This is a genomic window from Burkholderia sp. SRS-W-2-2016 (genome assembly GCF_001931485.1).
GTDB lineage: Bacteria > Pseudomonadota > Gammaproteobacteria > Burkholderiales > Burkholderiaceae > Paraburkholderia.
This window is the reverse complement of record NZ_MSDV01000073.1, coordinates 1-26,686: the sequence shown is the minus strand read 5'-3', so window position 1 is coordinate 26,686 and position 26,686 is coordinate 1. Positions and strand designations below refer to the sequence as shown.

Sequence of the window (26,686 nt, the reverse complement as noted above, 5' to 3'; positions counted from 1 at the left end):
TCGGTTCCGCTAAAATCCCACATCATGTGTAGTCGAGGGTTTTTGTATGCAAAATTCGGATATCGAAGCGGGTCTCACCGCTGCTCCGCTGATGCCGAAGGTCGAGCGTCAGCGTCTGCATGACACGGTGGTGGAGCACATCCGGCGCTTTATCGTCGAAGGGGTGCTGGAGCCCGGCAAGAAGCTGAACGAGCGTGAGTTGTGCGAAACGTTGGGCATTTCTCGCACGCCGTTGCGCGAGGCGCTGAAGGTGCTGGCCGCCGAGGGGCTGATCGAGATTTCGCCGAACCGTGGCGCGTCGGTGTCGAAGATGACGGAAGCCGAACTGCGCGAGACCTTCGAATTGATGAGCGGGCTCGAAGCGTTTTCCGGCGAGCTGGCCGCCGAGCGGATGACGGCCGCGGAACTCGCTGAGATCAAGGCGCTGCATTACGCGATGCTCGCCTGCCGTGCGCAGAACGATCTGCCTGGGTACTACAGCCGCAATCAGGCGATTCACGACAAGATCAATGAAGCGGCGAGAAATTCAGCACTCCGGCAGACTTATATGTCGGTGAATCGGCGACTGCAGGCGCTGCGGTTTCGTTCGAATTATCAGACGCCGAAGTGGGATCGCGCGATTCACGATCATGATGAGATGCTGAAGGCGCTTGAAGCGCGGGATGGGAAGAAGCTCAGCGCGATTTTGCGGCAGCATCTGCTCGATAAGCGGGATGCGGTTTTGCAGGTGCCGTCGCAGGAGGCTGTGGTGGGGACGCCGGAGGTGAAGGGTTGAGTGGGGTGGGGAAGTTGTCCACGGAAAATGTTCGTAAGACTGTGGACAACTCGGTCGCTGAACGTCAGCACCGGTTACGTCAAATTTGACGATTATCTGGCCATCAGCAAGATGTTTTTTATTGAAGCCCTGGAAAAGTCATTTACAAGGAAGGCCAGTTTCCTAGATCAGTCGCCAAAGCGACCTTGCTAATCTACGGCCTTTCCCGAAGGCCCCCAGCCGAATAGTCCATCATCGGGTCTCCCGAAAGTTGTTGCCACTCTTCCCGTCAGCGCAGAACAGGGATGCTTCAATTCTCGGGGGTTGGAGAATAGTCATGAGAAAACGTGATCCGTGTGGGCGCGGTGTAGTCCGAGTGGAAGACGACCCGCCCCAAGCTGGGTGCGATGCCCGGAGCCGACGCATAACCGTTTACGGAGGCGTTGAACCGGTAGGTGCCATGGGTGAATCGATTTTTTGGCAAAGTCAAAAATTTGAAAATCACACTTCCCTGTGCCGGAATAAGGGCGATGCCATCGGGAAATTCTGACTTGTTTTCGAGAGACAAGCCCGCGAGATTCCCACCGCCCCACCCCGTCCTGTCTTCTTCGTTTTCACCTCCAAAACCCAATTGGTAGCCCATTGCCGTGGACCATCTATCCGGAGTGTCCATTTGAATCGGATATTGCCCACCGTTGACGAACCGAATCGAAACCAGAAACTGGTCTTTTTCCCGTTCGACATTCGCAACCTCAACATTGAGCCGTGCAACCGGTCGACTTTGAGACAGGTATGAATCCCGAGTGCGCAAAAAGAAGTCGACGAGTTTGCCATTCAAGACACGACCTAATTCAAATGTCCTACCCTGGTGCTGCACAGGCTCACCATCGCGACGGCATTCAACAACGTAAAGCGTAGGAGGCTCTATCGGTCTTAGCTCGTCCTTGGGGTCTGCGACAGCTGCCTCGCATAGTTGCTGATGCAACTGCCGGACGAGCTGCAAATCGTCAGGTGTAAGCGTGGCATCAAAGATACCCACGCCAGACAAATCGGAACTATTGGCGGTATCCGATCTGCCAATGCGAATGTTCCCGGCCAGCCAAACCCATACGCTATTCGATCCAGATTCGTGACCATTCAGGCCAATAATTGCGAATCCCTCGCCGGCGCCGCCCGCATTGATTTTGCTGTTGTCAGCAGCGACAGAACCATTCGACATAGCGAATACCCCACAGAGAACAAAAATGAATCTTGCCAAATAGCTATATACAGGGCAGGTCTCGAGCAGAAATTTACTTGGCCTCATACCCGATTCTCCATCGCTTATGCGTTAATTGGCTGAAATGTCGTTGTATGTATTCAAGATAGTATGGTTGCACCGATGCACTTGGTTTCGACGCATCACTCGCAACGTCTTTCGTTGCACCATAGCCCATGACATTGCTATCGGAGCGGATTTGCCAGACTTGCTGTCCTTTGAAGTGCTCGCCAGCTTCGAAATCGAGCTGACCGTCTTTGACATACCGCTTGTGTACCCATCCTCCCCATTCCCAATACTCGTCAGGGAAGTTGAATAAATGCCCGCATTCGTGAGCAATAACATTCTGCTCTGGTAGCGGAACAAACCTGCCTGGATGATCGAAGCCTCCCTTAGTGAACGAGCCATTGATCTCACCCCACGCGCCAGCATCGGCACGCGCTACTTGTGGAAAGAGAAATATTGTCTTATGGGGCGTCTTGCCGTTCTCTAAATTAGCATCCTTATTGCTCATCAGAAATTCGACGCGAAAGCGCACGGTCACGCGACATCCGCATGCCGCTCTCTTCGAACATCCATCCAGAATTAACACGCCTCCGTGACCGTTTAACACGCTCTCGACGGCTCGCTTACGTGTCGGCGCGTTGAATGCTGCACCTGCTGCGTCCCTGTACCGTATGACATAGCCGCCGGAGATTGGTGTATCCACGGTTATGCCGTAGCGGCCATGTACATCGTGGTCGTACGGGACCGATTGCTTTGCCCCATCCGGCCCAAGCAATTCCCGACCTGTCGCGTCGGCCTTGAATAGATCCACTGGAACGATCTTGATCCGCACTGTTGCTGTCAGCACTTTCTGCTGACTGTCATACATCAGCTCGAATGCGCTCGGAAACTTGTAGGCAACGAGAAATCCCATTGGCGTTTTATCGGTATATAGCCCTTGGTAGTTCTCCATTTCTGTCTCGTCTGTACACTCCTTTTTCACATCGCGCGGCGACGCATCGCACCAGACAGGCGGGTCGAGTGCAATGGGACTAGACGGGTCTTTGGATAATGCCAACTTCGGCTCATGCACTGAATCGTGATCTGCGTTCGCTGAATCTGGCGAATTTGCCCGCGACGCTGCTGCGGCTTCCGGCATCTGAGACGTCGCCGATTGTCCGGCAACAGGGGCTGCGGGTCTGTGTGTCTGGTTGCCAAGCGCGGGCCACTGCGATGCGCCTGGCACCGGTGTGGTCCTGCTCGCGAGTGTGGGTCTTCCCAGCCACGCCTTGCAGCTCGTGACAAACGGCACAGCCTGGAGCGCGAACGGCGGCATAGCAAGGTGCATTTGAGCCGACGGCTGTTTCTGCACCGTAATGGTCCTGAGAAATAGATCACCCGGGCCACCAAGCGTGATGCTACCGTTTTTGATCTGGATAAAAGCGCCGCCGCATTCGAGGATGATTTCTTTGGCGGCTGCGAGGTTGAAATTCCCGTTGACACTGCCAAGGCTGACGTCCTTGGCGGCGATGATCGACATCGGTCCCCCCTGCGCCCGGAACTCGACAGGTCCCTTTGCGGCGAAGATCTTGATGCCGCATTTCTGTGCGAAGAGCGATATCTTTTCTCCCGCCGCCGCAGTAAAACGCTTCATGACGCTGAAGTCAGCATTTTTGCCGGCCATGCCAGCGATGTTGTCTTGCGCCGAAAGCTGGATCTCTCCGGCCGCCACGAGCGCAGCCGATGCAGGCGTACTCATCAGTAGGCCGGGCTTTTTCAGACCGTCGAGGTCGTCCTTCATTTGCTGCTGCGCGTCGGTGTCAGCAGGTTCGGCCTTCGCGTTCGTCGCCGATGAGGCGAGCGCCTTTGCAATTGCCAGCGCGCTCTCAAGCTGCGCGATCGTCTCCTGCATGTCGAGCTGCTCGCCGGTTGCAGCGGGACGGTCGTAGGTCGTGAGCATCAGCCCCTTGCCCGCGCGCTGAACCCCGTAACCCGATGTTCTCGCTTCGAAACCTGCACCCCGGTATTCGAGTTTGTTATTCACCAGGTAGCCGAGATTCAGTTGCGACTTGCCTGAGTGCTCGGTGCTGAGCTTGATGCCTTCCTGCCCCTCCCAGTCCTCCATCCGCAGCTTGTTGTTCTTCTGCGTGCGGATCATATTGCGCGAGAGCCAGCGACGATCGTTCGTCACCAGATCGCGCGCCTGGCTGTGGTGATGAAACCCAACAATTTCAGGCTTGTCCGGGTCGCCGTCCCGGAACGAAATCACGGCTTCGTCGTTATCGAGCGCGACAAAGTGCATGCCGGTCTGAAGCTTGCCCGCGAACGGCTTCGCGAGGCGCAGCGGCACACTCTCGCCGCCCTTGGGCCACGCGCCGAAGTCGGCATCGAGCCGCACCACGTAGTAGCCCGCCGCGTTCAGGTAGCCGTACGTGTACTTGTCCGGGCTGCAAATACGGCCGGAGAGTGTTCCCGGAATTTTTGGCCAGGTTTCCGGCTTCAGTTCCAGCCGGAAGCGCCGGTCGGCTGGAATCGCCCTGAAGGTATTCGAATAGGCCAGGTCGCGCGCGCCGCTGTGCGTGATCTCAATGATCACCTGACCTTTGGGCGCATCGGGCAGGACGATATCCGTTTCGAGCACGGTGGCGCATTGCAACGCGAGCACGTTGCTTTCACCTTCGTACACAACCTGGCGGGCGATCGCCGCCTCGTGCCGAAGTTGTGCCTCCCACTTTGCGCCCGCCTGGTCGAGGTGATTTGTGCCGTAGAGGTAGGGCTGGCCGTAGGTGGTCGGATCTCCTGGCGCTATATTCGCCGTGTCCCGGAAACGCTCCCACGCGCTTTCCGGGTTGTAGTCCGCCACCATCACCGACTGCGGCACCGTCACCGTATGGGTCCTGATAGCCGTCACCGCTTCCACACCGTCCGCTTCGAGTCCAGTGCCTTCGCGATACGGCACGATCCGTTGCGGTTCGTCGTAAAGGTAGTGGTCAATGTCGTCGGCGAAAACGGTCATGTCGCCATGTTCCGTTTCCACGATATAGCTGTAGATGCCGGCTTTCTGCATCAGCATCTGCACGTAAGCCAGATCATTCATCTGATACTGGAAGCGCCACGCATGAACCGGATACTGGCGTCTCAGGCGAAGTGCAATCAGGTGATCCGGGATGCCGTGCCGGCGCAGGACCGTCTCGATGATCTGCGGTGTCGTGAGGTGCTGATAGGGCTGGGTATTCGTGACGACCTGAAGCCGTCCCAAGCGCGACTTCAGAACGATTTCATACGCGACGAAATCCTTAGTCGTCTGCACCGTTGAAAATCGCTCGATATAACCCGAGAACTTTCGCAAGCTCCCATCTTCGGCAACGAGGCTGAAGACCGCGTCAAGATTCAGATAATCAGTACGGCGAAGCTGCTGCGGGTGGGTCAACCTGATCCGCACTTCGTTCGGTGCGCCCATCTTTTCGGTTGCCTGAAACGACACGACCGATAGCGCCGCCGCACTGGCCGTGCCAGGCACGGCGAGGTAATAAGCCTGACGTCCCGAGACCATCAGGCGTAATGGGTCGAACTCTGCCACTCCCGCTCCCCGAAAAGACCAGCGATGCAGCGTCGGCTGCGAAGCCTGCTACCTGATCATTTAAATTTCGGGCAGTCAACGGATTTAAAACGGGATAGGAGCGTTATGACAAATGTTCACGAATTATCAGAATGGTCCGATTCACAAAGCATCGATACAACTCCCGCAGAGACGGGTCTACCGACAAGTGATTTGTCGCTTCTCAACCATAAAAATCTTCTATTTTCGAAACACAAAAACAGATGAGGAGAAACAGATCTAGTGAAGGCTCGACGATGACCCGATGACTACCGTCAGCGAATGCAGGTGCCAACTCACGTCGAACGCACAGTTTTTGCGGAGCATCTTGATCGTCGCTGCAAGCAGCGCGCGGTCCTTCGGCGCAGAAGCCGGAAACCGGAAACCGGAAGCCGGATTGGGTGCTTCCGGCAGAGGAGCGGTATATCCGTGCCCCTGACAACGATTCGGTGTCGCTACAAAAGTTGCGCACAGAAAATGTTGGCAAGGCTGTGGACAACTTTCTCACAGGGCGCCTAAGTAATTGATGCGGTAGCAGTTTTTGGAAGTGGGCGAGGGGTGAGCACGGGCGGCGGCATTGCGGCGCGACGCCCAGTGCGACTGAAACCGCAAAGACCGCGGCCGGTCAACGCAACGGAGCTCGACCGCGCCAGCCGCCCCCCACCAACCCTCACCGCCGTTTAAATTGCGCAGGCCGCTTTTCCTCGAACGCATTTCTACCTTCCATCGCGTCGGCGGTGGCAAAACAGATCGTCTGCAAGTCTCGCTCGTAGGCAATCGCCTGCTCCAACGGCATGCTCATGGCCGCGCGCAAATTGACTTTGGCCGTTTCGGCGGCGATCGGCGCGCGCGCCGCGATCGCAACCGCAATGGCCGACGCTCGCTCGCGCAGCGCATCGGGCGCCGTCACCTCGCTGACGAGACCCCAGGCCATCGCCTGCTGCGCCGTTATCGGGTCGCCGGTCATCACCATCAACGCCGCACTGGACGCGCCGACCGAATGCAATAGCTGCGCGGTCATGCCGCCGCCGCCAATCCACCCCAGCTTGATCTCGGGCGCGCCGAGCCGCGCGTTATCCGACGCGATGCGGATATCGCAAGCCAAGGCCATTTCCAGACCGCCGCCAAACGCATAGCCGTTGATCGCCGCAATCGCGGGCTTTTTGATCGCCCGAATCAGGTCGCAGTAGTCGCGCCGGTTGCGAAACGCCCACGGGGTTGGGTACGTATCCAGTTCCGTGATGTCCGAACCGGCGCAAAAGGCCTTCGGCCCCGCACCGGTCAACACCACCGCGCGAACCTCATCGCTACCGTTACACGTGTTCACCGCATCCAGCAGCAGTTCCGCCATCTCGGGCGTCATCGCATTGAGCTTGTCCGGCCGGTTCAATTCGATCCAGGCCACCCGGTCCTGAACGTGGAAATTCACGAGGCTAGTCACAAGGAATCCTTTCGATCGCGAGATCACGAGGTTAGCGGGACACACAGGTCGTTCAGACCAGCGGCCAGAGTGGCTGCCGATACACCGGCGCGCAATCCTTCGCGCAATTGCGCCGACGCGCGCGCCTGCAAAGCGATGTAGCCATCGTGGCGGGGTCGCAAGCTGGCCGCCTGCAACGTATCGACGGTATTCGCATAGAAGTTGCCGCTCGCCGCGTTGACGGCCTCATCGGACCAGCTCGCGAGATGGCTGGGCTGCCCGTCGTGCTCCGGTATGAAACCGCGTTGCGCGGTTTCGCCGAGCAACCACTGCAGATGCTCGAGCAACGGAGCGTCCACCCGGCAACGCCGCGAGATCGCGACGCCGGTGCCGCCCAGAATCGAACCGGGCGGCCCCGACGCGAAGCGCGGCGCGTTATGAAACGCCAGCGGCACCCCGCTTTGCACCCGCGTGTAATTGACGTACCCATAGACCAGCGGACACAGCAAGACATCCTCGTGCGACGTCATGTGCTGCAGCAGACCGATTGGATTACGCTCGCGCACCGACGCGGGGCTCAGCGATGCCAGTTCGCTCAGCAGCTCGCACGCCTGCAGCACCACGTGCGGCGAATGCCAGCGAGCGCCATCGGCGAGCACACACTGCGGGTCCAGTGCCGCACAGATCGACAGCAGCGTCAGGAACGCATGCGGTCCCGCGAGCGACAACGCCACCCGTTTCGTGCGTCGCGACAGCGCCAGCACGTCCTGCCACTGCTCGGGAACGCCGGCCCCCGCGCGCGCCAGCAAATCGGCACGCAGCGCCATCACCTGGGTCGCCGCATCCAGCGGCAACGCCCACTGCCGGCCCGCCATCCGGTAGCTCGCATAGCAGCGTCCCACACTGTCGCGCTCGATGCGTTGCAGCGCGTCGGCCGGCAGCAGTTCGTCGAGCGGGCGCAGGCAGTCTTGCGCCAACGCTTCGCCGAGATGCGGATGATCGAGCACGATCAGATCGTATTGTTCGCACAACTGCCCGATCGGCGCGGACTCGAATCCCTCCAGCGAATGCGTGTGCCACTCGATCAGTTCCGACCGTTCCGCCGCGGCCCGCAACGCGGCATAGCCACGCGGATGATCCCACGTCAGCCCTCGCCAGCGTCGACTCATACCTCCTCTCCACGGACGACCGCGCCGTTCGCGACGAAGGCCGCAATCTGCGCTTCGTCGAATCCGTAGTCCTGCAGAATTTCGGCGCTGTGCTGCCCCACCAGCGGCGCACCGCGTTCAATCCCGGCCGGGCTTTTGCTGAAGCGAATCGGAAAACCCGGCGTCTTCACGTGCCCTTCGGTCGGATGCTCGTACTCGACGAACGTGCCGTTGTGCGCGATCTGCGGGTCCGCCACCAGTTGCTCGTAGCCGTATACCGGACTGCACCAGATACCGGCCTTGTCGAGCCGTTCGAACCAGTCCTGGGTCGTGCGCCGGGTCAGCGCATCGCGCACGAGCCGGAAGATTTCATCGCGCCGGTTCCAGCCGGCGGCTTCGTCGGTGAAGTCCAGCAGCGCCGGCTGTTCCAGCTCGCGCGCGAGTACCGCGAGGTCCGGCATGGCGAGCGCGAGATAACCGTCGCGGGTGGCGAAGGTGCCGTAGGGTGCGCGAATGTAGCTGTGCGCATGCGGTTCGGCGCTGCGCGTCTGCGCTTTGCCGCCCACGGTGAATACCGACAACTCCTGCATCTGCAACGTGGTGATCGCGTCGAGCATGTTGACTTCGACCTTCTGCCCTTCACCGGTGCGCTCACGGTGCAACAGCGCCGCCAGCACACCCTCGAACGCGCAGTAGGCCGTCACCGCGTCGACCAGATATTGACCGGCCGCGCGCGGCGCCTCGCCGTCGCAGCCGGTGGACAGCATCGCGCCCGACATCGCCTGCAACAGCAGATCCTGACCCGGCCGGCGCGCATACGGACCATCTTCGCCGTAGCCGGACATCGACACATAGACCAGTCGCGGATTGATTCGCGCGAGGCTCTCGTAGTCCACACCGAGGCGCTGGGCCACGCCGGGGCGGTAGTTTTGAATGAACACGTCGGCCTGACTGGCCAGCTGGCGCATGATTGCCTGGCCATCCTCACTTTTCAGATCGACCGCCAGCGAGCGCTTGTTGCGGTTCAGCGAAAGGAACGACACGTTGATCCTGTTGCCCTTGATGCCGCCGGCCGGCGCGTGACGCTGCCACTCCCCTTCTTTCGGCTCGATCTTCACCACGTCGGCGCCGAGATCGCCGAGCCGCTGCGCGGCGAACGGCCCGGCCATCGCGATCGAGCAATCCAGAACCTTGTACCCCGTCAAAATACCCATGATGTTTCCCTTCAGTGCATGATCCAGCCGCCATCGACGCTGAGCGTCTGCCCAGTGATAAACCCTGCTTCGTCGGACACGAGAAATACGATTGCGGCGGCGATGTCGTTCGCGTGGCCGCGCCGCTTGATCGACTGACGCTCGAGCACCATGCGCTCGTAGCTGGCCAGGTCCGGATGAATCGCTTCGGCCGCCGTTGGAAACGCGCCCGGCGAGATCGCGTTGCAGGTGATGCCGTCGGCGCCGAATTCGCGCGCCAGCGCGCGGGTATTGCCGACCATCGCGCCCTTCGATTCGACGTAGGGCTGCAGGCGTTCCCAACCGCCCGACAGCGTGATCGACGCGATATTGACGATGCGGCCCCACCGCTGTTCGCGCATACCCGGCAACGCCGCCCGAACGATTTGCAGCGCGGCGGCGACGTTCACGCGATAGATCAATGCGCGCTCGTCGTTGGAATACGCGTCGAACGGCTTCGATGGATAAATGGCTGCGTTATTGATCACCACGTCGAGCGCGGCATCGGCGGTCAGCCGGGCCAGCGTTTCCTGCAACGCGGCTTCGTCCGCGAGATCGACCTGCAGCGTTTGCAGCTGCTCGGTAAACGTTGGTGCCGCGGCGTCGCGCAGCCTCGCGAGCGCCTGGGCATCGCGATCGAGCGCCACGACATGCGCGCCCTGCCGCAACAACGCGAGACTCACGCCATGCCCCAAACCGCCCGCCGCGCCCGTCAGCAACACGCGGCGGCCACGCAGCGAGAACTGCATCGATTGCGCGCTCATCGCGGCTCTCCTCGCGGCTGACGCCCGCGCAACGGCACAAACTCGCCGGACAGTTCCGGGTAGTCGTCGCGCGGTTGCTGGGCAATCGCGCGAATCCGCCGCTCGCTGCCGGCAATCTCGTCTTTGCCGGCCAGAATGCGAATGCTGGTCTGATAGCAACGCTCATCGCCATGCTCGAGCCAGATCAGTTCGCCGCGCTCGCGCGCGCCGCCGTCGCCGAGCACGTGATTGGTCGACGGCTCGATACCCAGCGCGTACTGCCCGGCTTGCAGGTTCTGCCATTGATACTGGCAAGGAAACTGGTCCTTGCGAGTCGTCACTTCGACGCCGATGCCGAGCCGGTCATTCACCAGCGCGACGGGCACGAGACCGGTGTCGTCGGCCTTCATCTCGTGCTGCCACACCTGCTCGTGAAAGCCCAATTGAGGCTCAGGCATACGCTGATAACCGACGCCTTGCGCGCGGTACGTGTCGGCATGCGCGGCCCACACCACGTCGGCGATCGGCGCCAGGTAACGAGCGCCCTCGTCGAGCACCGGATAGCCGATGTTCAGGTGGTAGCACAGCATGTGCGGCGTGCGATAAAAGCCGCGATTGACCACGCGGTCGCTTAGTTCAATAGCGTTGGTGCCGGCCTCGATCTCGATGCGCCGATGCAGCTCCAGGTGCTCGCCGAAAACCGTGCCCTGCGAGACCACGCCTTCCGCCCACAGGAAGCAGCGCTCGCCGTCCCAACGCTCGCCGTAACCGCTGAGGCGCGCGGGGATCGTGCCGACTCGCCCATGAATGGAGTGCTGCACTTTCTGGCGCGGCTTGTACACATAGTTGTCCGCCGGCGCGTCATGCATGAAGAGGATATGGTCCAGCCCGCAGGTGACCATCAGGCCGGAAAACGAACGCAGCCAACCCAAGCCACCTTCGCCCTCGTACTCGTGCAAACCGGGATGCCGGAAGCCGGCGGGCGAATGCCAGCCCACCGCGTAACCGCGATATTCGCAGTCGGCGATATCCATCGCGCGGTCTATCAGCACGGTAAAGCGCAGACCCGTGCCGCTGCGAAACTCCAGCAGCCGGATCCCGCGCTCCAGCCCGTCTTCCAGCGTGAGCAGTCTCACGCCCGCAAACTGGCCTAATTGCCCGCTGCGCGCTTCGAGCTGCTGCCGGCTCATCGTCGTGTCGTATAACTGCACCATATGCGCGGCTACTCCGGAAACCGGCACCTGAGGTGCCGGCAGGGTTTGCAAGGTGGGATCGAGCGCAACACTCGCGCGCGGCGTTCAAACACCGTTCGCGCGCAGCCGGCCATCCAGAAACGCCTTCGCGCGAGGCACGTCGTCTTCCGTCAGGTGTTCGATGATGATCGGAATATTCGGGTGACGTTTCGCCAGACGCCGCAGGTACAGGTCGTAGTTCAACGCGCCGAGCCCCGGCGCGGGCAGCTCGATCTCGCCGACGCCGCGGAACGTGTGGCTCTCGGCGGCATCGGCATCGCCGATATCGGAGTGCTTTTCCGATTTGTCGCCGCCCGCGCGCTTGACGTCCTTCGCGTGAGCGATGCAGATCTTGTCGGACAGCGCGTCGAACACCTGGTTGAGCGTTTTGTCCATCTGATCGATGTTATGGTCTTCGAAGTAATTGGTCGGATCCATCAGCAAGCCGAGACCCGGATGATCGACTTCGGAGAACATGCGCAGCGTTTCCTCGACCGAGCCCACCACGTTGTTCACGTAGGTTTCGAGCAGGAATACCGCGCCGTGATCGTACGCATGCTGCGACAGTTCCTGAATGACGGCACGGCATTGGTCCCAACCTTCGTCGGTCTTGTTGTGCGGGTGATGGACCCAGTCGCTGTCGGTCGCGAAGGTGCCAGTCTCCGAGATCACATAAGGCGAGCCCAGGTGCTGCGCGTGCGCGATGATTTCCTTCAGATAATCATTGCGCCGCCGCCGTTCCTCCGGATCCGGGTGCACGATATTCGTGTAACCGGAAATGCAGGAGATCGGCAGGTTGTGATCGCGGAACGTGTTGCGGATGTGCTCGCATTTGTCCACGGTGATCTGGCCGCGACCGAGATCCATGTCCTTGAAGTGCAAGTCCAGTTGCACCGTGTTGAAGCCGTGCGCGCGAATCTTGTCCGCCGCGGTGGCCAGATCGTACGGAAAATAGCCTGAGAAAATGCCGGGTTGAATCATCCTCTGTCTCCTTGGGATGAGCCAGGCGCCGCTTTCTTGGGGCAACCGGGTGCCTGCTCGCTAGTGGACTTGCTGGACTTGCGGGACTTTTGCTTGACCTGCGGGACTTGCGAAACCGCGCACGACTCGGCGCGCAGAGCTCTAATCGGGCAGCGCAATTTCTGACATGCGCACGGTACGGCGCTCGGCCGCGGAGCGATACGCCGCCTCCACCAACGCCATCGTGCGGACGTTGTCGGCCACCGTCAGCGCCGGTTCGGCGCCGCTCGCGAGCGCGTATTGCAGTTGCTCCATCACGCCAACGAATGCGTGCGGAAACCACATCGTCGACCACTCGGGCGTGACCCACTGGCCGTCCGTCAGACGCTGCGATGCGTAGCTGAGCGTCGAGGGTTTGCCGTGCGGCCAGCCGATCGTGCCTTTCGCGACACCTTCTGTGCCCTCCACGCGCCAGTGGATGTATTGATCGTCGGCGAAACCGGCGTGTCGCGGTCCGGCCCACACATCCTCCAGCGAAAACGCCAGCAGGCCCGAGTCGAAGCGCAACGTGGTCCCCGCGATGCCGTCCTGGTGAGCGAAGCGCGTGCGCGGGTCGGTGCGAACCACCGTGGTCACTTCGGCAGGCTCGCCGAACAGATGACGCAGCACGTCGAGGTGATGCACGCTCATGTTGGACAGCGTGAGCCGGTCGTAGCCTTCGAGAAAGCCTTGCCAGTGCGGAATCGCATGCATGTCGATCTGCGCGAGCACCGGTTCTCCCAACGCGTTCTGATCGAGCAGTTGCTTGAGCACGCGCATCGACTGGTCGTAGCGCATGTTCTGATTGACCGACAGATGCTTGCCGGCGCGGCGCGCTTCGTCGCGCAACGCGAGCGCTTCCGGCAGCGACAGCGCGAGCGGCTTCTGCGCGAGCACCGCCTTCACGTGCGGCGCCGCGAGCGCGGCGCGAATCAGCGCCGGCTGCTGATCGGGAGGAAACGCGAGATCGACGATGTCCACCTCGGGGTCGTCGATCAACGCCTGCGGCGTGTCGTGCACGCGCCCGATCGACCATCGTTGCGCAACCTCCTGCGCGCGGGCGGGCGTGCGCGACGCAATCGCGACCACCTCGAAACCTGCCTCGCGATAAGCGGCCAGATGACAGTCCGCCATGATCATGCCGGCACCGATGCAGCCAATGGTGTAGCCGCGTTCGCGCACCGGCGCATCGGGTTGCAGCCCGTCGATCGACATGCTCGTCTCCTTGTGTTGGACGGTGAGGATTGCCGTCGCGAACGCTATGACTACCGAGGCATCACCGTTCTATTGAGATGCAACTATCACCTCATTTTCATTGACGTGCAACATCATTTTGAAGCTTTTTTCGGACAGGCTTAGCTCGCTGCGCGTCCCACCGATGGCCCAAGCATAGATAAAACAGGCCTCAAATGCCCGCCAGCCGGTCTTTTCCCGCACGTTCACATGAACAGACCTTGGTCTCCATTTAGCAAAAGCCACAATGAAGAATCACATCAAAATGATGTGATATGATCCCCTCATCGACATTTCAACCGAGTCAATCAAACGATGAGCCACGCCACCATCACGGCAATCGCGGAAGCAGCGGGTGTTTCGACCGCCACCGTGGATCGCGTTCTGAACGGCCGCGACGGAGTGCGCAGCCTGACCCGCGACCATGTGCTGGCCGTCGCCCGCAAGCTCGGCCATGAGGCCCAGGCGGATCAGCAAAGCCAGGCCGGCATCCGCCTGAGCTTCGTGCTGCCCGCCGGCGACAACAGTTTCATGGCGTTGCTGCACGAGCATCTGTTGGTTGAGGCGCAATGCCGGCCGGAAGTGCACGCACGCATTCACCTGGTGGAAGGGTTCAATGCCGAAAAGCTCGCGGCCCAACTGCATCAATTGAAAGGCAACACCGACGCGGTCGGACTCGTCGGGCTCGACCATCCGCAGGTCCGCGAGGCGATCGCGGCGCTGCAGGCAAGCGGCGTGCATGTCTGCACGCTGGTATCGGACATTCCCACTTCGTCGCGCATCGCCTATGTGGGTATCGACAATCGTGCGGCCGGGCGCCTCGCGGCGTGGCTGCTGGGTCGCTTCCTGCCGCAAGGCGAAACGCGGGAAGTCGCGGTGTTTCTCGGCTCACTGGCCTATCGCGGCCACGAAGAGCGCGAGATGGGCTTTCGCGCGTTGCTGAGCGAAGAGTTTCCGCACCTCAGGATCACCCGCATGCTCGAAATCGGCGACGACCGCACGCGCGCCTACGAGTTGACCCGGCAAATGCTCGAGCAGGGCACACCCGCGGGCATCTACAATATCGGCGCGGGCAACTCCGGTATCGGCCGCGCGTTGCAGGAAGCGGGCGTGCATCGGCAGATCATGTTCGTCGGCCACGACCTGACCGATACCTCGCGGCAGTTCCTGCTCGATCGCACGATGGACGCCGTGATCGAACAGAATCCGCGGGTCGAGGCGCGTGAAGCGGTTCGGCTTCTGGCATCGGCGGTGCGAGGACAAACCGAGCCGACCTATATGCCGCGCCTGCAGGTGATCTTTCGCGAGAACATCCCGCTGAATTGATCCGCACGGGGCAACAGACTCGTTAATCGTCCGAAGTATTGCCGCCGGAGCGGCACCGCTCGCATGGCATCGCATTCGCGATTACCTAGGTAATTGACACGTATGGACCTAGGTAATTGAAGCCTCTACTCTCGTTTCACTACCGCAAGGAAGCGAAACTTCACGAGGAGAGGAACGATGCCAGCTCACGGTACCCAGGAAGTCGACACCCGGACGCTACGGCGCGTCATCGCCGCTGCGTCGATCGGCAACTTTGTCGAATGGTTCGATTTCGCCGCATACGGATTTCTCGCCACGATCCTCACGCGCGAGTTCTTTCCGAGTGGCGACCCGACTGTCGGACTCCTGAAGACCTTCGCGGTCTTTGCGGTCGCCTTCGCGTTCCGTCCGCTGGGCGGGCTGTTCTTCGGCGTGGTCGGCGACCGGATCGGCCGCAAGCGCACGCTCGCTTTCACGATTCTGCTGATGGCGGGCTCGACGACGTTGATCGGCCTGCTGCCCACTTACGCGAGCATCGGCTACTGGGCGCCGCTTCTGCTCACGGTCATTCGCTGCGTGCAAGGGTTCTCCGCCGGCGGTGAATACGCGGGCGCCTGCGCTTACGTGATGGAGCACGCGCCGCGCCGGCGTCGCGCGTTCTTCGGCAGCTTCGTTCCTGTTTCGACCTTCTCGTCGTTCGCTTGCGCGGCCGTGGTTGCCTATCTGCTCGAAGCGTCGCTGTCTTCGCAGGCGATGATCGACTGGGGGTGGCGCGTACCGTTCCTGATCGCGGCACCGGTCGGTCTGATCGGCGTATATCTGCGTGTCAGTCTGAATGAAACGCCCGCGTTTCAGGCGCTCGAAGGCAAGCACGAAGTCGCGCATGCGCCGTTGCTGGAAACCCTGCACTCGCAGTCGGCGAACATCCTGAAGCTCGGCGCGTTCGTGTCGGTCACCGCGCTGTCGTTCTACACGTTCACGACTTATTTCGCGACCTATCTGCAGGTGGCCGGGCATCTGAGCCGCGGCACCTCGCTGCTGGTGACCGTCCTCGCGCTCGTGTTCGCCGCCGCGCTGTGCCCGCTCGCCGGTTTGTTCTCCGACCTCGTGGGCCGCCGCGCGACGATCGCGACGACCTGCATCTTCATCATCCTGTCGGTGTACCCCGCTTTCTCGCTCGGCGGTTCGGGCGCGTTGACGCCCTCGCTGACCGGCGTCGCGCTCCTTGCGATCGGCGCCGTGTTATCGGGCGTGGTCACCGCGCCGCTGATGTCGGAAGTTTTCGCCACCAGAACCCGCTACACCGCTTCCGCGATTACGTACAACCTCGCTTACACGCTGTTCGGCGGCACCGCGCCGTTGGTCGCGACCTGGTTGATCGCGACGACGGGTACGACGCTGTCGCCCGCGTATTACCTGATCGCGATGTCGATCGTCGCGATGATCGGCGGCCTCGCGCTGCCCGAAACGTCCAGAATCTCGCTCGCGGAAGCCGGCGCCCCGACCGGAAGCGGTGCAAGCTCGGCCCGGCGCAGCTTCGAACGAACCATTTGAGCGCGTCACGTCCCCCTCTTTCTGCGAAACCGAACGGAACCACGCAATGAGTAGCCTTCACGATTCGAGCATCATCATCGACGGTCTGAACATTTCGAAGTTCGAGCGCTCCGTGTTCGAAGACATGCGCAAGGGCGGCGTCACCGCCGTCAATTGCACCGTCTCCGTGTGGGACGACTTTCAGAAGACCATCGACAACATCGCGGCAATGAAACAGCAGATCCGCGAGTACAGCGAGATTCTCACGCTCGTGCGCACGACGGACGACATCCTGCGCGCGAAGAAAGAAAACAGGACGGGCATCATCTTCGGCTTCCAGAACTCCTATGCGTTCGAGGACAACCTCGGCTATATCGAAGTGTTCAAGGAACTCGGCGTGAATGTCGTGCAGCTTTGCTACAACACGCAGAACCTCGTCGGCACCGGCTCATATGAACCGGACGGCGGCTTGTCCGGCTATGGCCGCGAAGTGATTCAGGAGATGAATCGCGTCGGCATCATGGTGGATCTTTCGCATGTGGGCGCGAAAACCTCGTCGGACGCGATTGCGTGTTCGAAGAAGCCCGTCACCTATTCGCACTGCTGCCCATCCGGATTGAAAGAGCATCCGCGCAACAAGACCGACGAGCAGTTGCGCGAGATCGCCGCGGCGAACGGCTTTGTCGGCGTGACGATGTTCATGCCGTTTCTGCGACGCGGCGCGGATGCGACCGTCGACGATTATCTCGAAGCGATCGAGTACGTGATCGACGTGATCGGCGAAGACAAGGTGGGGATCGGCACGGACTTCACCCAGGGCTACAGCACCGAGTTCTTCGACTGGATTACGCACGACAAGGGCCGCTATCGCCGTCTGACGGATTTCGGCAAGGTCGTCAATCCCGAGGGCATTCGCACGATCGGTGAATTTCCGAATCTGACGGCCGCGATGGAGCGCGCCGGCTGGAGCGAATCGCGCATCAGGAAAGTCATGGGCGAAAACTGGTTGCGCGTATTCGGCGAAGTCTGGAACGGTTGAATCGAACGGAGAATAGAAGCCCGCCATGCAGCCTCAATTGCCTATCGACGTCGATCCGCAAACCGGCGTCTGGACCACCGACGCATTGCCGATGCTGTACGTTCCGCGTCATTTCTTCACGAACAATCATGCCGCGATAGAAGATGCGCTCGGTCGCGAAGCGTATGCGCGGATTCTTTACGCGGCCGGCTACAAGTCCGCCTATCACTGGTGCGAAAAAGAAGCGGCGCAGCACGGCATCAGCGGCATGGCCGTGTTCGAGCACTATCTGAAGCGCCTGTCGCAGCGCGGCTGGGGTTCGTTCAGCATCGCCGACGCCGATCCGGCGACCTCGACCGCGCGCATCCATCTGCATCATTCGTCGTTCGTGCTGGCTCAGCCGGGCCGGCACGGAAAGCTCTGCTACATGTTCGCGGGCTGGTTCGCCGGCGCGATGGACTGGGTCAATGACACGGCACCCGACAGCGCAATCAAGGGCCCGCGCGCGCATTCGGTCGAAACGCAATGCGCTGGCGAAGGCCACGATTGCTGCGTGTTTCAGGTCGCGTGACCGGCACGCACGCGCGCTACAATCACCTAGGAGACTACGTACCCCAAGCCTGATCAGAACGCCGCCTACGGTGAACCTAATGCCGAACCTGACCGACACGATGCCCACTCTCGACTACGAGGATCTCTTCAGGCATCTGCCTGTCGCGGTCATCGTGGCCAGAGAGCGAATCATGGTGGACTGCAATACGCGGGCACTGGAACTGTTCAGGGCAAAACGCGGCGACATCATCGATCAGTCGTTTTCCAAGCTTTATCCGCAGCAGAAAGACTTCGCGACGACGGGCCAGCGCCTCGCGCCGCTGCTCGCGAAACACGCGATATTCAGCGACGACCGCATCATGCGTCGCGTCGACGGCAGCCATTTCTGGGTCACGGTTTGCGGCTACGGATATAACCCGAAACGGCCATTCGAACTGGCAGTCTGGACTTTTACCGATCTGTCGGGGAACACCAAGCAGACCGACGTGGCGAGCACGTTGACGGAGCGCGAACGCGACGTCGCCGCGTTTCTCGTCCATGGCTTGACGAGCAAGGAGATCGGCAAGGAGCTGAGCATCAGCCCGCGCACGGTCGACATCCATCGCGCGAGCCTGCTGCGAAAGTACGACGTGCGGGCAACGCCCGACCTGATCGCGCGGCTTCTCGCCTGAATCGCGTTTCGACACGACGCGGGAGAATTTCCGAACGTCCCTTTTTCAGCAACGACCTCCATTAAAGATTTACGAATCCCGACCGTAATTAAATACGCAAGTAGCAAAGATAGTTCGAACCGCCAATCGAACAGGAAGTCGGGGAGGACGGCGTGAAGTTTAAAGCGGCATGGCGCGCTAAAAAATGCAATTCAGATCAGTTTGGGTTCGATGCCGCTATCGAACCCGGCGTCTGCCCGCCCGCTCGCAATCAACTGTTCCTGACCTTTTTCCTGTCGCGCTATGGCCGGCTTAAAACGGTCGCGTTGACGGATCTCCTGATTGCCACGGCGGCCGGCATCGGCGCCGCCACCCTCGTACATTCCGCCGCCAGCGATGCAGCAAACGCGGTGCGCGTCGCTCTCTCCCTCACAACTGGCATCGCAACATTAGCGGCCGTCGCCCGCAAACTCGCCTCCGACCACGCCCGCCAACGCGCGACGCTCACGCTCGCCCGCGGCCTGCTGAACGCGAATCGCGACTGCCTGAAAGTACTCGGGCCCGACGGCAACATGCTGCGCGTTTCCGAATACGGCGCCGCGCTGATGGAAGCGGAGTCGCCCGAACAGCTCGCCGGCGCCGACTGGCTCAGTTTCTGGCACGGCGACGATCGCATCGCCGCCGAAACCGCGTTGGCGAGCGCACTGTCGGGCACCAGTGCTTCGTTCACCGGCAGCTGCAAAACCACCAAAGGTCGAACGAAATGGTGGAATTCGACGCTCGCGCCGGTTCCCGACGCCAACGGTGAAGTGATCGCGCTGCTGTGCGCGTCGGAAGACGTGACCCGGCAAACCGAATTGCTGAACACACTGCGCGAAAAGAGCGAGTTGATGTGCGAGATGGAGTCGCATGTCCGCCTGGTGTTTTATTCGTACAGCGCGGACCTGACGAACTGCCTGTATGTGAGCACGGGCGTCGAGCAGGTGTTCGGCATCACGCCGCGGATGCTCGGCGAAAACTCTTCCGCGTGGCTCGAACTCGTGCACCCCGACGACAGTGCACGTCTGCTCGCAGAAATGCGCCGCATCGTCGAAGAAGCCTCCGAGGGCCGTTGCGAATACCGGATCCGCCGTCCCGACGGCTGCATTCGCTGGATCAGAAGCACCGCCTACCCGGTGCGCGACGAAGCCGGCAACGTCGCGCGCGTGGTCGGCGTCAGCGAAGACATTACCGTCGAACAGGAACGCCTCGTCGCGCTCGACCGGCTCGCTTATACCGATGGCCTGACCGGCCTCGCCAATCGCACTGCATTAGTTCAACGAATCAAGGCGCTGTGCCGGCAAAACGTCGCGTTCGGTCTGATGTTCATCGATCTCGACCGCTTCAAGGTTCTCAACGATACGCTCGGCCATACGGTCGCGGACCGCCTGCTGAAGGACATCGGCAAGGTCATTCAGGAGGCGCTCCCGCCGGCCGCATGCGTCGCGCGTCTCGGCGGCGACGAGTTCGCGGTGATCGTCAGCGGCGAGAGCGACAAGGCCGCGTTGGCAACGCTCGCGCAGTCGCTTCTGAACATGTTCTCGAACGAAGTACGGACCAATCACGCCGCGCCGTTCGTCACCGCATCGATCGGCATCTCGCTGTTTCCCGAGCACGGACGTGACCACGAAGCGCTGCTGACCAGCGCCGATATCGCAATGTACGCGGCGAAAAAAGCCGGTCGCAACGGCTTCCAGTTCGCCGACAAAGCGGCCAGCGACGTGCTGGAAGACTTCGAACTGGAGCGCAGTCTGCCGACCGCGCTCGCGTCGAACCAGTTCGTGCTGCATTTCCAGGGCATCCACGAGCCGGCATCGCTGGCCGTGAAAAGCGTCGAGGCGCTGGTTCGCTGGAATCATCCGACCCGCGGAATGGTCGGACCCGCGAGCTTTATCCCGATCCTCGAAGAGAGCGGCTTCATTGTCGAAGTCGGCGCGTGGGTGATGGACGCGGCGCTCGCACAACTGGCCAGTTGGCGCATTGCCGGCAGAAAGGGGCTGTGCGTGTCGGTGAATGTGTCCGCGCGCCAGCTCAAGGATGACTCGATCGTCGCGGTGGTCGACAGGGCACTGCGCAAGCATCAGTTGCCGCCGCGTTGCCTCGAAATCGAATTGACCGAAAGCGCACTGATGGACGACCCGACATTGGCGCAGCAAACGCTGATGTCATTGAAGCGCCTGGGCGTGCGTATTGCTATCGACGACTTCGGCACCGGCTATTCGAGCCTGCGTTATCTCGCGGACTTCTCGCCGGACACGGTCAAGATCGACCGCTCCTTTACCGCGAAACTGTTGCGCGATGAAGCCACGGTGTCGATCGTCAGAGGCATCATTCAGATCTCGCACCAGCTCGGGATGAAGGTGACGGCCGAAGGTGTCGAAACGAATGCGCAACTGGACATCTTGCGCGACGCCCATTGCGACTACGTACAGGGGTTCTTCCTGACGAAACCGATGGCGGCGGACAGACTCGTCGATGCATGCCGATCGATCGTGATGCGGCAGACGGAAAGCCCGGTGCCTTTGCTGAGTGTCGACGGCAACTGAGCGCCGTTGCAACAAACGAAATCCGGCAGCCAGTACGCGATTACTCCGAGCGATCACGCCTATACACCAACTCGCCTCTTCTCAACACGCCGCGTAAGGCAAAGAAATCATACGGATAGCGAAATGACGCCGATGCGTAGAATGCACCGGTTCGATCGCAGAAGCAGAAAGCAAGACTCGTTTTTTATTAGCGGATGGTCCCCGGCAACGCCAAGCTACGATTTGCCGAAATTTTCCGGACCCTTCTGCTAACCACATGAATAAACGAGTCGTCCTCTCTTTCGCATTGACATCAATTCTGGCGGGCTGCGGTGGTGGCGGCGACAGCTCCGCGGCGGCCGCGCCCGATAGTTTCGTCGGCATCTTCAAAGGGACGACCGGCGATTCCCGGACCTTCGTCTCGATGGTGCTCACCGACGGCACGTTCTATGACTTCTATAGCGGGGTGCCGACCACGAGCACGAGCGCCGCTTCATCGACTGACGCGTCGAGCAGCGCCGCGACGACCACGACCACCACGAACACCGTCGGCGGCGTAGTGACCGGCAAGGGCAGCGGTTCGGGCGGCAGCTTTGCGACCTCAAGTGCCTACGACTACCAGGTCACGACGACCGGTCTGAGCACCGGGGTCGCGGCGAGCACGCTGTCGGCAAGTTACTCGACCTATGCATCGATGTCCGGGACCATCACCCACAACACCGGCAGCGCATCGAATACGTTTGCGTCGACTTACGACAGCACGCTATCTAGCGCCACGCCGTCGCTGACCACCGTCGCCGGCATTTATTCCGGCACCGTGGGCACCACCGCCGGCGGCACCGAAGACCTGTCGCTGATCATCCTGCCGGCCGGCACCGTGACCGGCGAAAGCGCGAGCGGCTGCTTCTTCTCGGGCACGGTCGCCACGCACGCGACCAACAACGCGTACGACCTGAGCATCACGTTCGCGGCGACCACCTGCACGTACAACGGGATCGCGATGACCGGCATGGGGCTCTACGATTCGACCGCGTCGACGTTCTACGGCGCGACCTCGAAAACCGACAAGACCGCCGGCATCATGTTCGTAGTCAAGAAGACTTCGAGTTCGACGTCCTGATCATTAGGGACGCCGAAGATAACGAAAGTTGTCCACGCAAAATGTTCGCAAGCCTGTGGACAACCTTCGCACAGCCCGCTTAAGTGCTTGATGCACCGGCATTTATTGTCGCCGGTGCAGACTTGAGCAGCGTTGCGCCGCGAGCAGATTCGAGTGGGAAAAATTCACGCGAGCGTGACGTCGAAGTGCGATGCTCAGGACCGCTGAGTGGCAAATCCACAGCGAAACTTGTCCACCTAAAATGTTGGCAAGCCTGTGGACAACTTTCTCACAGCGACGCTAAGTGCTTGATGCGAGAGATTTATCGACTCGCGGTGCAGGCGTAGGCAGCGCCGGTCGCTACGGAGTCCGTGATAGTCGCGACCGGCAATTCGCAAGGACGCCGTATTACTCGCGACGTCCACGCATCCAGTTGTCCACAAAATTTGGGAACAAGCTTGTGGACAACCTGCTCATAGGCCCGCCAAGTGCTTGATGCGACAGGCCTATCGTGCGCGGGTGCAGCAGCGGGCAGCGGGCAGCGACACGGCGTGGCGTACGAGACAAGCCACCCACCGCCCGCGCCGCGCACCGCCACTTCAACGCGCGGTCTCCCGGCGGCGCAGCGACTCCGGCAACCCGTACAACACGATCAGCGCGCACAGCAGACTCATCGCGCCGATCACATACAGCGCCGGCGTCGTGCTGCCGGTCAGATCCTTCACGCGGCCCACCATCACCGGGCTGACGATCCCGCCCAGCTGCCCGAGCGTATTGATCAGCGCGATCCCGCCGGCCGCGCCCGCGCCGCTCAGCAGCTTCGGCGGCAGCGCCCAGAACGCCGGAATCGATGCGACCACGCCGGCGCCCATCACCGCGAGCGCGACCACCAGCAGCGTGGTCTGCTTGTCGAAGTAGCCGGCCGCGAAGAAGCCGAGCGCCGACATCAACAGCAGGCCGAACACGAACTTGCGTCGCTCGCCGCTTGCGTCCGACAGCCGCCCGACCACCACCATCGCAATCGCGCCGCACACGTACGGCACCGCGGTCAACAGACCGACCACGGTCGGATTCTTGGTGCCCGCCACGTGAATCAGATGCGGCGCCCAGAAATTCAGTCCATACGACGCGACCTGGATCAGGAAGTACACGAGGCACAGCACCAGAAAGCCCGGCGTGCGCAACGCGCCAGCGAGCGAGTGCCCGGTCTGCGGCGGGCGGCTCTGCTGCGCGATCTGCTGGGAGAGCAACGTCTTCTCGGCCGGCGACAGCCAGCCCGCGTCCTCGATCCGGTCTTTCAGCAACTTCAGCACCAGCAGGCCGAGCACGATGCACGGCAGACCGCCGAGCAGGAACAGCCAGTGCCAGCCCGGCATGCCGAGCACGCCGTCCATATGGCCGATCACGAGTCCCGCGAGCGGCGCGCCGACCAGCCCCGAAAACGCCGACGCGAGAAACAGCATCGACGTGATGCGACCGCGATACGCGTTCGGAAACCACAGCGTCAGGTAGTACAGCACGCCGGGCGCGAAGCCCGCTTCCATCGCGCCGATCACGAAGCGCAGCCCATAGAACTGCCATTCGTTGCTGACGAACACCATTGCCGCGGTCGCGAGGCCCCACGAAATCATGATCCGCGCGATCCAGCGCCGCGCGCCGACCTTGTAGAGGAACAGATTGCTTGGGACTTCGAACAACACGTAGCCGATCACGAACAGACTCGCGCCGAGGCCATACGCGGTGTCGGACAGGCCCAGATCGCTTTGCAGCTGGAACTTCGCGAAGCTGATGTTGATGCGGTCGAAGAACGCGAACAGATAGCAGATCATGATCAGCGGCATTAGTCGCCACGCGACTTTGCGGATCACGGCGATCGCATCGTCCGCGCCAAGTTCGCGGCGGTCGCCCGCCATTACGCCCAGGTCACTCATGCTTGTCTCCATTGCCGGATTCGGCGGTGCCGTCCGGTCGTTTGATCGGTTGAACGAGGATTGCGGTTAGGTTGTTGTTGCGTGCTTGCTACTTGCTCGTTACTTGCTCGTTACGTGCTTTTATGAGGCTGCCGCCTGCATTTGCAGCACGTAGTCGGGCACCGGATGCAGGTCGCAATTGCGGCCCGCTTTCGCGAGTTGTCCGGGTACTTCATGGCCGAGCAACGCCGGCAGACCGCGCGACAACGTCAGCAGCTTCGGCAAATCGATGCCGGTCGGGATGCCCATTTCGTCGCACAGATTGACGAGGTCTTCCGTGCAGATGTTGCCCGACGCGCCCGGCGCGAACGGGCAGCCGCCGAGGCCACCGAGCGCCGCGTCGAAGCGGCGCGCGCCGGCTTCGTAAGCGGCGAGCACGTTGGCGAGGCCGAGGCCACGCGTGTTGTGAAAGTGCAGCGTGAGCGCGGCGGCCGGCAACCGTTCTAGCACGCGCGCGACGAGCCGCGCGACCTGGCGCGGATTCGCCATGCCGGTCGTGTCGGCGAGCGTGATGCCTTCGATGCCCATCTCGCGATACGTATCGACGATACCGACCACCCGGTCCTCGTCGATGCGGCCTTCGAACGGGCAACCGAACGCGGTCGCCACCGTCGCGTTGAGCAGCACGCCCGAGCCCTGCACGTGACGCACGATGTCGTCGAACGCCGCCAGCGACGACTCGCAACTCATCCGCATGTTCGCGCGGTTGTGGGTCTGACTCGCGGACATCACGAGGTTCAGTTCGTCGGCGCGCGCGGACAACGCGCGCTCGGCGCCCTTCAGGTTCGGCACCAGCGCCACGTAGATCACGCCTTCATGTCGCTCGATCTGCTGGAACACGGCCTCGCCGTCGCGCAGCGCCGGGATCGCTTTCGGCGACACGAACGAGCCCGCTTCGATGCGCGAGAAACCGCAGGTGGACAGCGCATCGATCAGCGCGATCTTGTCGGGCGTGTCGACCCACGTCGGTTCGATCTGCAGACCATCGCGCGGCGCGACTTCCTGCACGATCAGGCGGTCGTCATGCGTGGGTTGGGATGCGGCGGCGTTTAATGCGTTCATTGCACGGCTCCTTCGCGGCGCAGCCGCTCGATCTCATCGTTTGCGAAACCCAGTTCGCCGAGCACGCTGCCGGTGTGCTCGCCGAGCGCCGGCCCTTGCCAGCGCACTTCGCCCGGCGTGTCCGACAGCTTCGGCACGATGCCCGGCATCTTCACCGACGCGCCGCCCGGCAATTGCGCGGGCAGCAACATCTCGCGCGCCTGGTAGTGCGGATCGGCGACGATGTCGGCGACCGAATAGATCCGCCCCGCCGGCACTTCCGCGCGTTCGAGCGCGGCCAGTACGTCGTCGGTCGAGTGATGCGAGGTCCATGCGCTGATCGCCTGATCGAGCATCGCCACCTGTTTCACGCGGCCGTCGTTGTGCGCGAGCGCGGGATCGTCGGCGAGGTCGGAGCGGCCGATCAGCTGCATCAGCCGTTTGAAGATCGGATCGCTGTTGCCGGCGATCACCACGTAGCCGTCGTCTTCGGTGCGGTACGTGTTCGACGGCGCGATGCCCGGCAGCGCGCCGCCGCTGCGCTCGCGCACGTGGCCGAGCAGGTCGTATTCGGGCACGAGGCTTTCCATCAGATTGAACACGCTCTCGACCAGCGATACGTCGACCACCTGGCCGTCGCCCTGACCGGTCTTCACGCGCAGCAGCGACATCAGCGCGCCGATCACGCCATGCAGCGACGCGAGCGAATCGCCGAGACTCACGCCGACGCGCGCCGGCGCGCCGTCCACTTCGCCGGTCGTGTAGCGGATCCCGCCCATCGCTTCGCCGATCGCGCCGAAGCCAGGCCGGTCGCGATACGGACCGGACTGGCCGTAGCCGGAGATGCGCACCATCGTCAGTTTCGGGTTCAGCGCGTGCAGCACGTTCCAGCCGAGACCGAGCTTTTCGAGCGCGCCGGGGCGCAGGTTTTCGATCACGACGTCAGCATCGGCGACGAGGCGCTTGACGACGTCGATCCCATCGGGCGATTTCAGATTCACGCAGATCGATTTCTTGTTGCGCGATTGCAGATACCACCACAGCGACGTGCCTTCGTGGAGCTTGCGCCATTTGCGCAGCGGGTCGCCGGTGACGGGCGCTTCGATCTTGATCACGTCGGCGCCGAACTCGGCCATCAGGCGCGCGGCGAACGGCGCGGCGATGAGGGTTCCGATCTCGACGACGCGAATACCCTGAAGGGGTCCACCCATGTTGCTGTCTCCGAACTGGTTTCGTGTTGGGAGACAGCTTAGGAGCGGTGCGGCGCTCGCGTCCAACCGCAATTCGTCAACGACCGTTCGCGAACGGCGAACGGTCAGCGGCGGGGGGAGCGCGGGCGGGGGGTGGTTGGG

At 61.7% G+C, this 26,686-nt stretch carries 20 protein-coding genes and 1 pseudogene; 8 read left to right on the top strand and 13 right to left on the bottom strand.

Translation table 11 applies throughout. The features are described from left to right. Nucleotides 1-46 precede the first annotated feature (46 nt). Complete coding sequence (locus tag BTH42_RS30070; RefSeq protein WP_075304822.1) at nt 47-775, top strand: GntR family transcriptional regulator; 729 nt, start codon at nt 47-49, stop codon at nt 773-775. Nucleotides 776-1,064: 289 nt separating this feature from the next. On the opposite strand, the gene BTH42_RS35100 is transcribed toward BTH42_RS30070, so the two are convergent. The 9 genes and pseudogenes from BTH42_RS35100 to BTH42_RS30030 form a co-directional block, all read right to left on the bottom strand. Next, nucleotides 1,065-2,060 (bottom strand): hypothetical protein, encoded by a 996-nt coding sequence (locus BTH42_RS35100; protein ID WP_143752262.1) that lies wholly within the window; start codon nt 2,058-2,060, stop codon nt 1,065-1,067. Between the two features lie 1,264 nt (nt 2,061-3,324). Then, nucleotides 3,325-5,550, bottom strand: a pseudogene (locus tag BTH42_RS30065) (type VI secretion system Vgr family protein); the annotation flags it as partial. 715 nt (nt 5,551-6,265) lie between these two features. Continuing rightward, nucleotides 6,266-7,036, bottom strand: coding sequence for an enoyl-CoA hydratase/isomerase family protein (locus BTH42_RS30060; protein ID WP_075304821.1), 771 nt, complete (start codon nt 7,034-7,036; stop codon nt 6,266-6,268). Between the two features lie 23 nt (nt 7,037-7,059). Then, nucleotides 7,060-8,184, bottom strand: a complete 1,125-nt coding sequence (locus tag BTH42_RS30055) for an extracellular solute-binding protein (RefSeq protein WP_075304820.1) — start codon at nt 8,182-8,184, stop codon at nt 7,060-7,062. After that, the gene (locus BTH42_RS30050) at nt 8,181-9,377 is read right to left on the bottom strand and encodes a CaiB/BaiF CoA-transferase family protein (RefSeq protein ID WP_075304819.1); all 1,197 of its coding nucleotides are present in this window, start codon (nt 9,375-9,377) and stop codon (nt 8,181-8,183) included. The genes BTH42_RS30055 and BTH42_RS30050 overlap by 4 nt, the downstream gene beginning before the upstream one ends. Before the next feature lie 11 nt (nt 9,378-9,388). After that, the gene (locus BTH42_RS30045; protein WP_075304818.1) at nt 9,389-10,159 is read right to left on the bottom strand and encodes an SDR family NAD(P)-dependent oxidoreductase; all 771 of its coding nucleotides are present in this window, start codon (nt 10,157-10,159) and stop codon (nt 9,389-9,391) included. Then, a complete protein-coding gene (locus tag BTH42_RS30040; protein WP_256702411.1) occupies nt 10,156-11,403 on the bottom strand; it encodes an aldose 1-epimerase family protein in 1,248 nt (415 codons plus the stop codon). Before BTH42_RS30040 ends, BTH42_RS30045 begins: the two co-directional genes overlap by 4 nt. Before the next feature lie 33 nt (nt 11,404-11,436). After that, nucleotides 11,437-12,351 (bottom strand): sugar phosphate isomerase/epimerase, encoded by a 915-nt coding sequence (locus tag BTH42_RS30035; protein WP_075304816.1) that lies wholly within the window; start codon nt 12,349-12,351, stop codon nt 11,437-11,439. Between the two features lie 141 nt (nt 12,352-12,492). Continuing rightward, entirely contained in the window at nt 12,493-13,584 is a 1,092-nt protein-coding gene (locus BTH42_RS30030; protein WP_075304815.1) for a Gfo/Idh/MocA family protein, read from the bottom strand. 333 nt (nt 13,585-13,917) lie between these two features. On the opposite strand from BTH42_RS30030, the gene BTH42_RS30025 reads away from it, so the two are divergent. The 5 genes from BTH42_RS30025 (at nt 13,918) to BTH42_RS30005 (ending at nt 18,681) form a co-directional block, all read left to right on the top strand. Next, entirely contained in the window at nt 13,918-14,928 is a 1,011-nt protein-coding gene (locus BTH42_RS30025) for a LacI family DNA-binding transcriptional regulator (RefSeq protein WP_075304814.1), read from the top strand. A gap of 177 nt (nt 14,929-15,105) precedes the next feature. Continuing rightward, the gene (locus tag BTH42_RS30020; RefSeq protein ID WP_075304813.1) at nt 15,106-16,461 is read left to right on the top strand and encodes an MFS transporter; all 1,356 of its coding nucleotides are present in this window, start codon (nt 15,106-15,108) and stop codon (nt 16,459-16,461) included. Nucleotides 16,462-16,507: 46 nt separating this feature from the next. Continuing rightward, complete coding sequence (locus BTH42_RS30015) at nt 16,508-17,479, top strand: dipeptidase (RefSeq protein ID WP_075304812.1); 972 nt, start codon at nt 16,508-16,510, stop codon at nt 17,477-17,479. 25 nt (nt 17,480-17,504) lie between these two features. After that, nucleotides 17,505-18,029: a DUF5943 domain-containing protein gene (locus BTH42_RS30010; RefSeq protein ID WP_075304811.1), complete on the top strand. Its 525-nt coding sequence runs from the start codon at nt 17,505-17,507 to the stop codon at nt 18,027-18,029. A gap of 79 nt (nt 18,030-18,108) precedes the next feature. Next, nucleotides 18,109-18,681, top strand: a complete 573-nt coding sequence (locus BTH42_RS30005) for a PAS and helix-turn-helix domain-containing protein (protein ID WP_075304810.1) — start codon at nt 18,109-18,111, stop codon at nt 18,679-18,681. A 191-nt stretch (nt 18,682-18,872) separates the two neighbouring features. On the opposite strand, the gene BTH42_RS36185 is transcribed toward BTH42_RS30005, so the two are convergent. Beyond that, entirely contained in the window at nt 18,873-19,043 is a 171-nt protein-coding gene (locus BTH42_RS36185) for a hypothetical protein (RefSeq protein ID WP_256702409.1), read from the bottom strand. Between the two features lie 27 nt (nt 19,044-19,070). Between BTH42_RS36185 and BTH42_RS30000 the strand changes: the two genes are divergently transcribed. Then, nucleotides 19,071-21,245 carry a GGDEF and EAL domain-containing protein gene (locus BTH42_RS30000; RefSeq protein WP_256702408.1) on the top strand — a complete coding sequence of 725 codons (2,175 nt, stop codon included), beginning with the start codon at nt 19,071-19,073 and terminating at the stop codon, nt 21,243-21,245. 256 nt (nt 21,246-21,501) lie between these two features. Next, nucleotides 21,502-22,344, top strand: coding sequence for a hypothetical protein (locus BTH42_RS29995; protein ID WP_143752261.1), 843 nt, complete (start codon nt 21,502-21,504; stop codon nt 22,342-22,344). A gap of 578 nt (nt 22,345-22,922) precedes the next feature. On the opposite strand, the gene BTH42_RS29990 is transcribed toward BTH42_RS29995, so the two are convergent. The 3 genes from BTH42_RS29990 to BTH42_RS29980 all read right to left on the bottom strand — a co-directional run bounded on the left by BTH42_RS29990 (nt 22,923) and on the right by BTH42_RS29980 (nt 26,545). Continuing rightward, the gene (locus BTH42_RS29990) at nt 22,923-24,254 is read right to left on the bottom strand and encodes an MFS transporter (RefSeq protein ID WP_075304807.1); all 1,332 of its coding nucleotides are present in this window, start codon (nt 24,252-24,254) and stop codon (nt 22,923-22,925) included. 120 nt (nt 24,255-24,374) lie between these two features. Next, nucleotides 24,375-25,355: a hydroxymethylglutaryl-CoA lyase gene (locus BTH42_RS29985; protein WP_075304806.1), complete on the bottom strand. Its 981-nt coding sequence runs from the start codon at nt 25,353-25,355 to the stop codon at nt 24,375-24,377. Beyond that, nucleotides 25,352-26,545 carry a CaiB/BaiF CoA-transferase family protein gene (locus tag BTH42_RS29980; protein ID WP_075304805.1) on the bottom strand — a complete coding sequence of 398 codons (1,194 nt, stop codon included), beginning with the start codon at nt 26,543-26,545 and terminating at the stop codon, nt 25,352-25,354. The genes BTH42_RS29985 and BTH42_RS29980 overlap by 4 nt, the downstream gene beginning before the upstream one ends. Nucleotides 26,546-26,686 lie beyond the last annotated feature (141 nt).

What these genes read in the sequence shown, in the direction of transcription:
- BTH42_RS36185 (WP_256702409.1), bottom strand. Translation starts at nt 19,043, where the DNA reads ATGTACGAGGGTGGCGGCGCCGATGCCGGCCGCCGTGGCAATCAGGAG.
- BTH42_RS29990 (WP_075304807.1), bottom strand. Translation starts at nt 24,254, where the DNA reads ATGAGTGACCTGGGCGTAATGGCGGGCGACCGCCGCGAACTTGGCGCG.
- BTH42_RS30045 (WP_075304818.1), bottom strand. Translation starts at nt 10,159, where the DNA reads ATGAGCGCGCAATCGATGCAGTTCTCGCTGCGTGGCCGCCGCGTGTTG.
- BTH42_RS30025 (WP_075304814.1), top strand. Translation starts at nt 13,918, where the DNA reads ATGAGCCACGCCACCATCACGGCAATCGCGGAAGCAGCGGGTGTTTCG.
- BTH42_RS30030 (WP_075304815.1), bottom strand. Translation starts at nt 13,584, where the DNA reads ATGTCGATCGACGGGCTGCAACCCGATGCGCCGGTGCGCGAACGCGGC.
- BTH42_RS29980 (WP_075304805.1), bottom strand. Translation starts at nt 26,545, where the DNA reads ATGGGTGGACCCCTTCAGGGTATTCGCGTCGTCGAGATCGGAACCCTC.
- BTH42_RS30050 (WP_075304819.1), bottom strand. Translation starts at nt 9,377, where the DNA reads ATGGGTATTTTGACGGGGTACAAGGTTCTGGATTGCTCGATCGCGATG.
- BTH42_RS30020 (WP_075304813.1), top strand. Translation starts at nt 15,106, where the DNA reads ATGCCAGCTCACGGTACCCAGGAAGTCGACACCCGGACGCTACGGCGC.
- BTH42_RS30015 (WP_075304812.1), top strand. Translation starts at nt 16,508, where the DNA reads ATGAGTAGCCTTCACGATTCGAGCATCATCATCGACGGTCTGAACATT.
- BTH42_RS35100 (WP_143752262.1), bottom strand. Translation starts at nt 2,060, where the DNA reads ATGAGGCCAAGTAAATTTCTGCTCGAGACCTGCCCTGTATATAGCTAT.
- BTH42_RS30010 (WP_075304811.1), top strand. Translation starts at nt 17,505, where the DNA reads ATGCAGCCTCAATTGCCTATCGACGTCGATCCGCAAACCGGCGTCTGG.
- BTH42_RS30070 (WP_075304822.1), top strand. Translation starts at nt 47, where the DNA reads ATGCAAAATTCGGATATCGAAGCGGGTCTCACCGCTGCTCCGCTGATG.
- BTH42_RS29985 (WP_075304806.1), bottom strand. Translation starts at nt 25,355, where the DNA reads ATGAACGCATTAAACGCCGCCGCATCCCAACCCACGCATGACGACCGC.
- BTH42_RS29995 (WP_143752261.1), top strand. Translation starts at nt 21,502, where the DNA reads ATGAATAAACGAGTCGTCCTCTCTTTCGCATTGACATCAATTCTGGCG.
- BTH42_RS30035 (WP_075304816.1), bottom strand. Translation starts at nt 12,351, where the DNA reads ATGATTCAACCCGGCATTTTCTCAGGCTATTTTCCGTACGATCTGGCC.
- BTH42_RS30005 (WP_075304810.1), top strand. Translation starts at nt 18,109, where the DNA reads ATGCCGAACCTGACCGACACGATGCCCACTCTCGACTACGAGGATCTC.
- BTH42_RS30055 (WP_075304820.1), bottom strand. Translation starts at nt 8,184, where the DNA reads ATGAGTCGACGCTGGCGAGGGCTGACGTGGGATCATCCGCGTGGCTAT.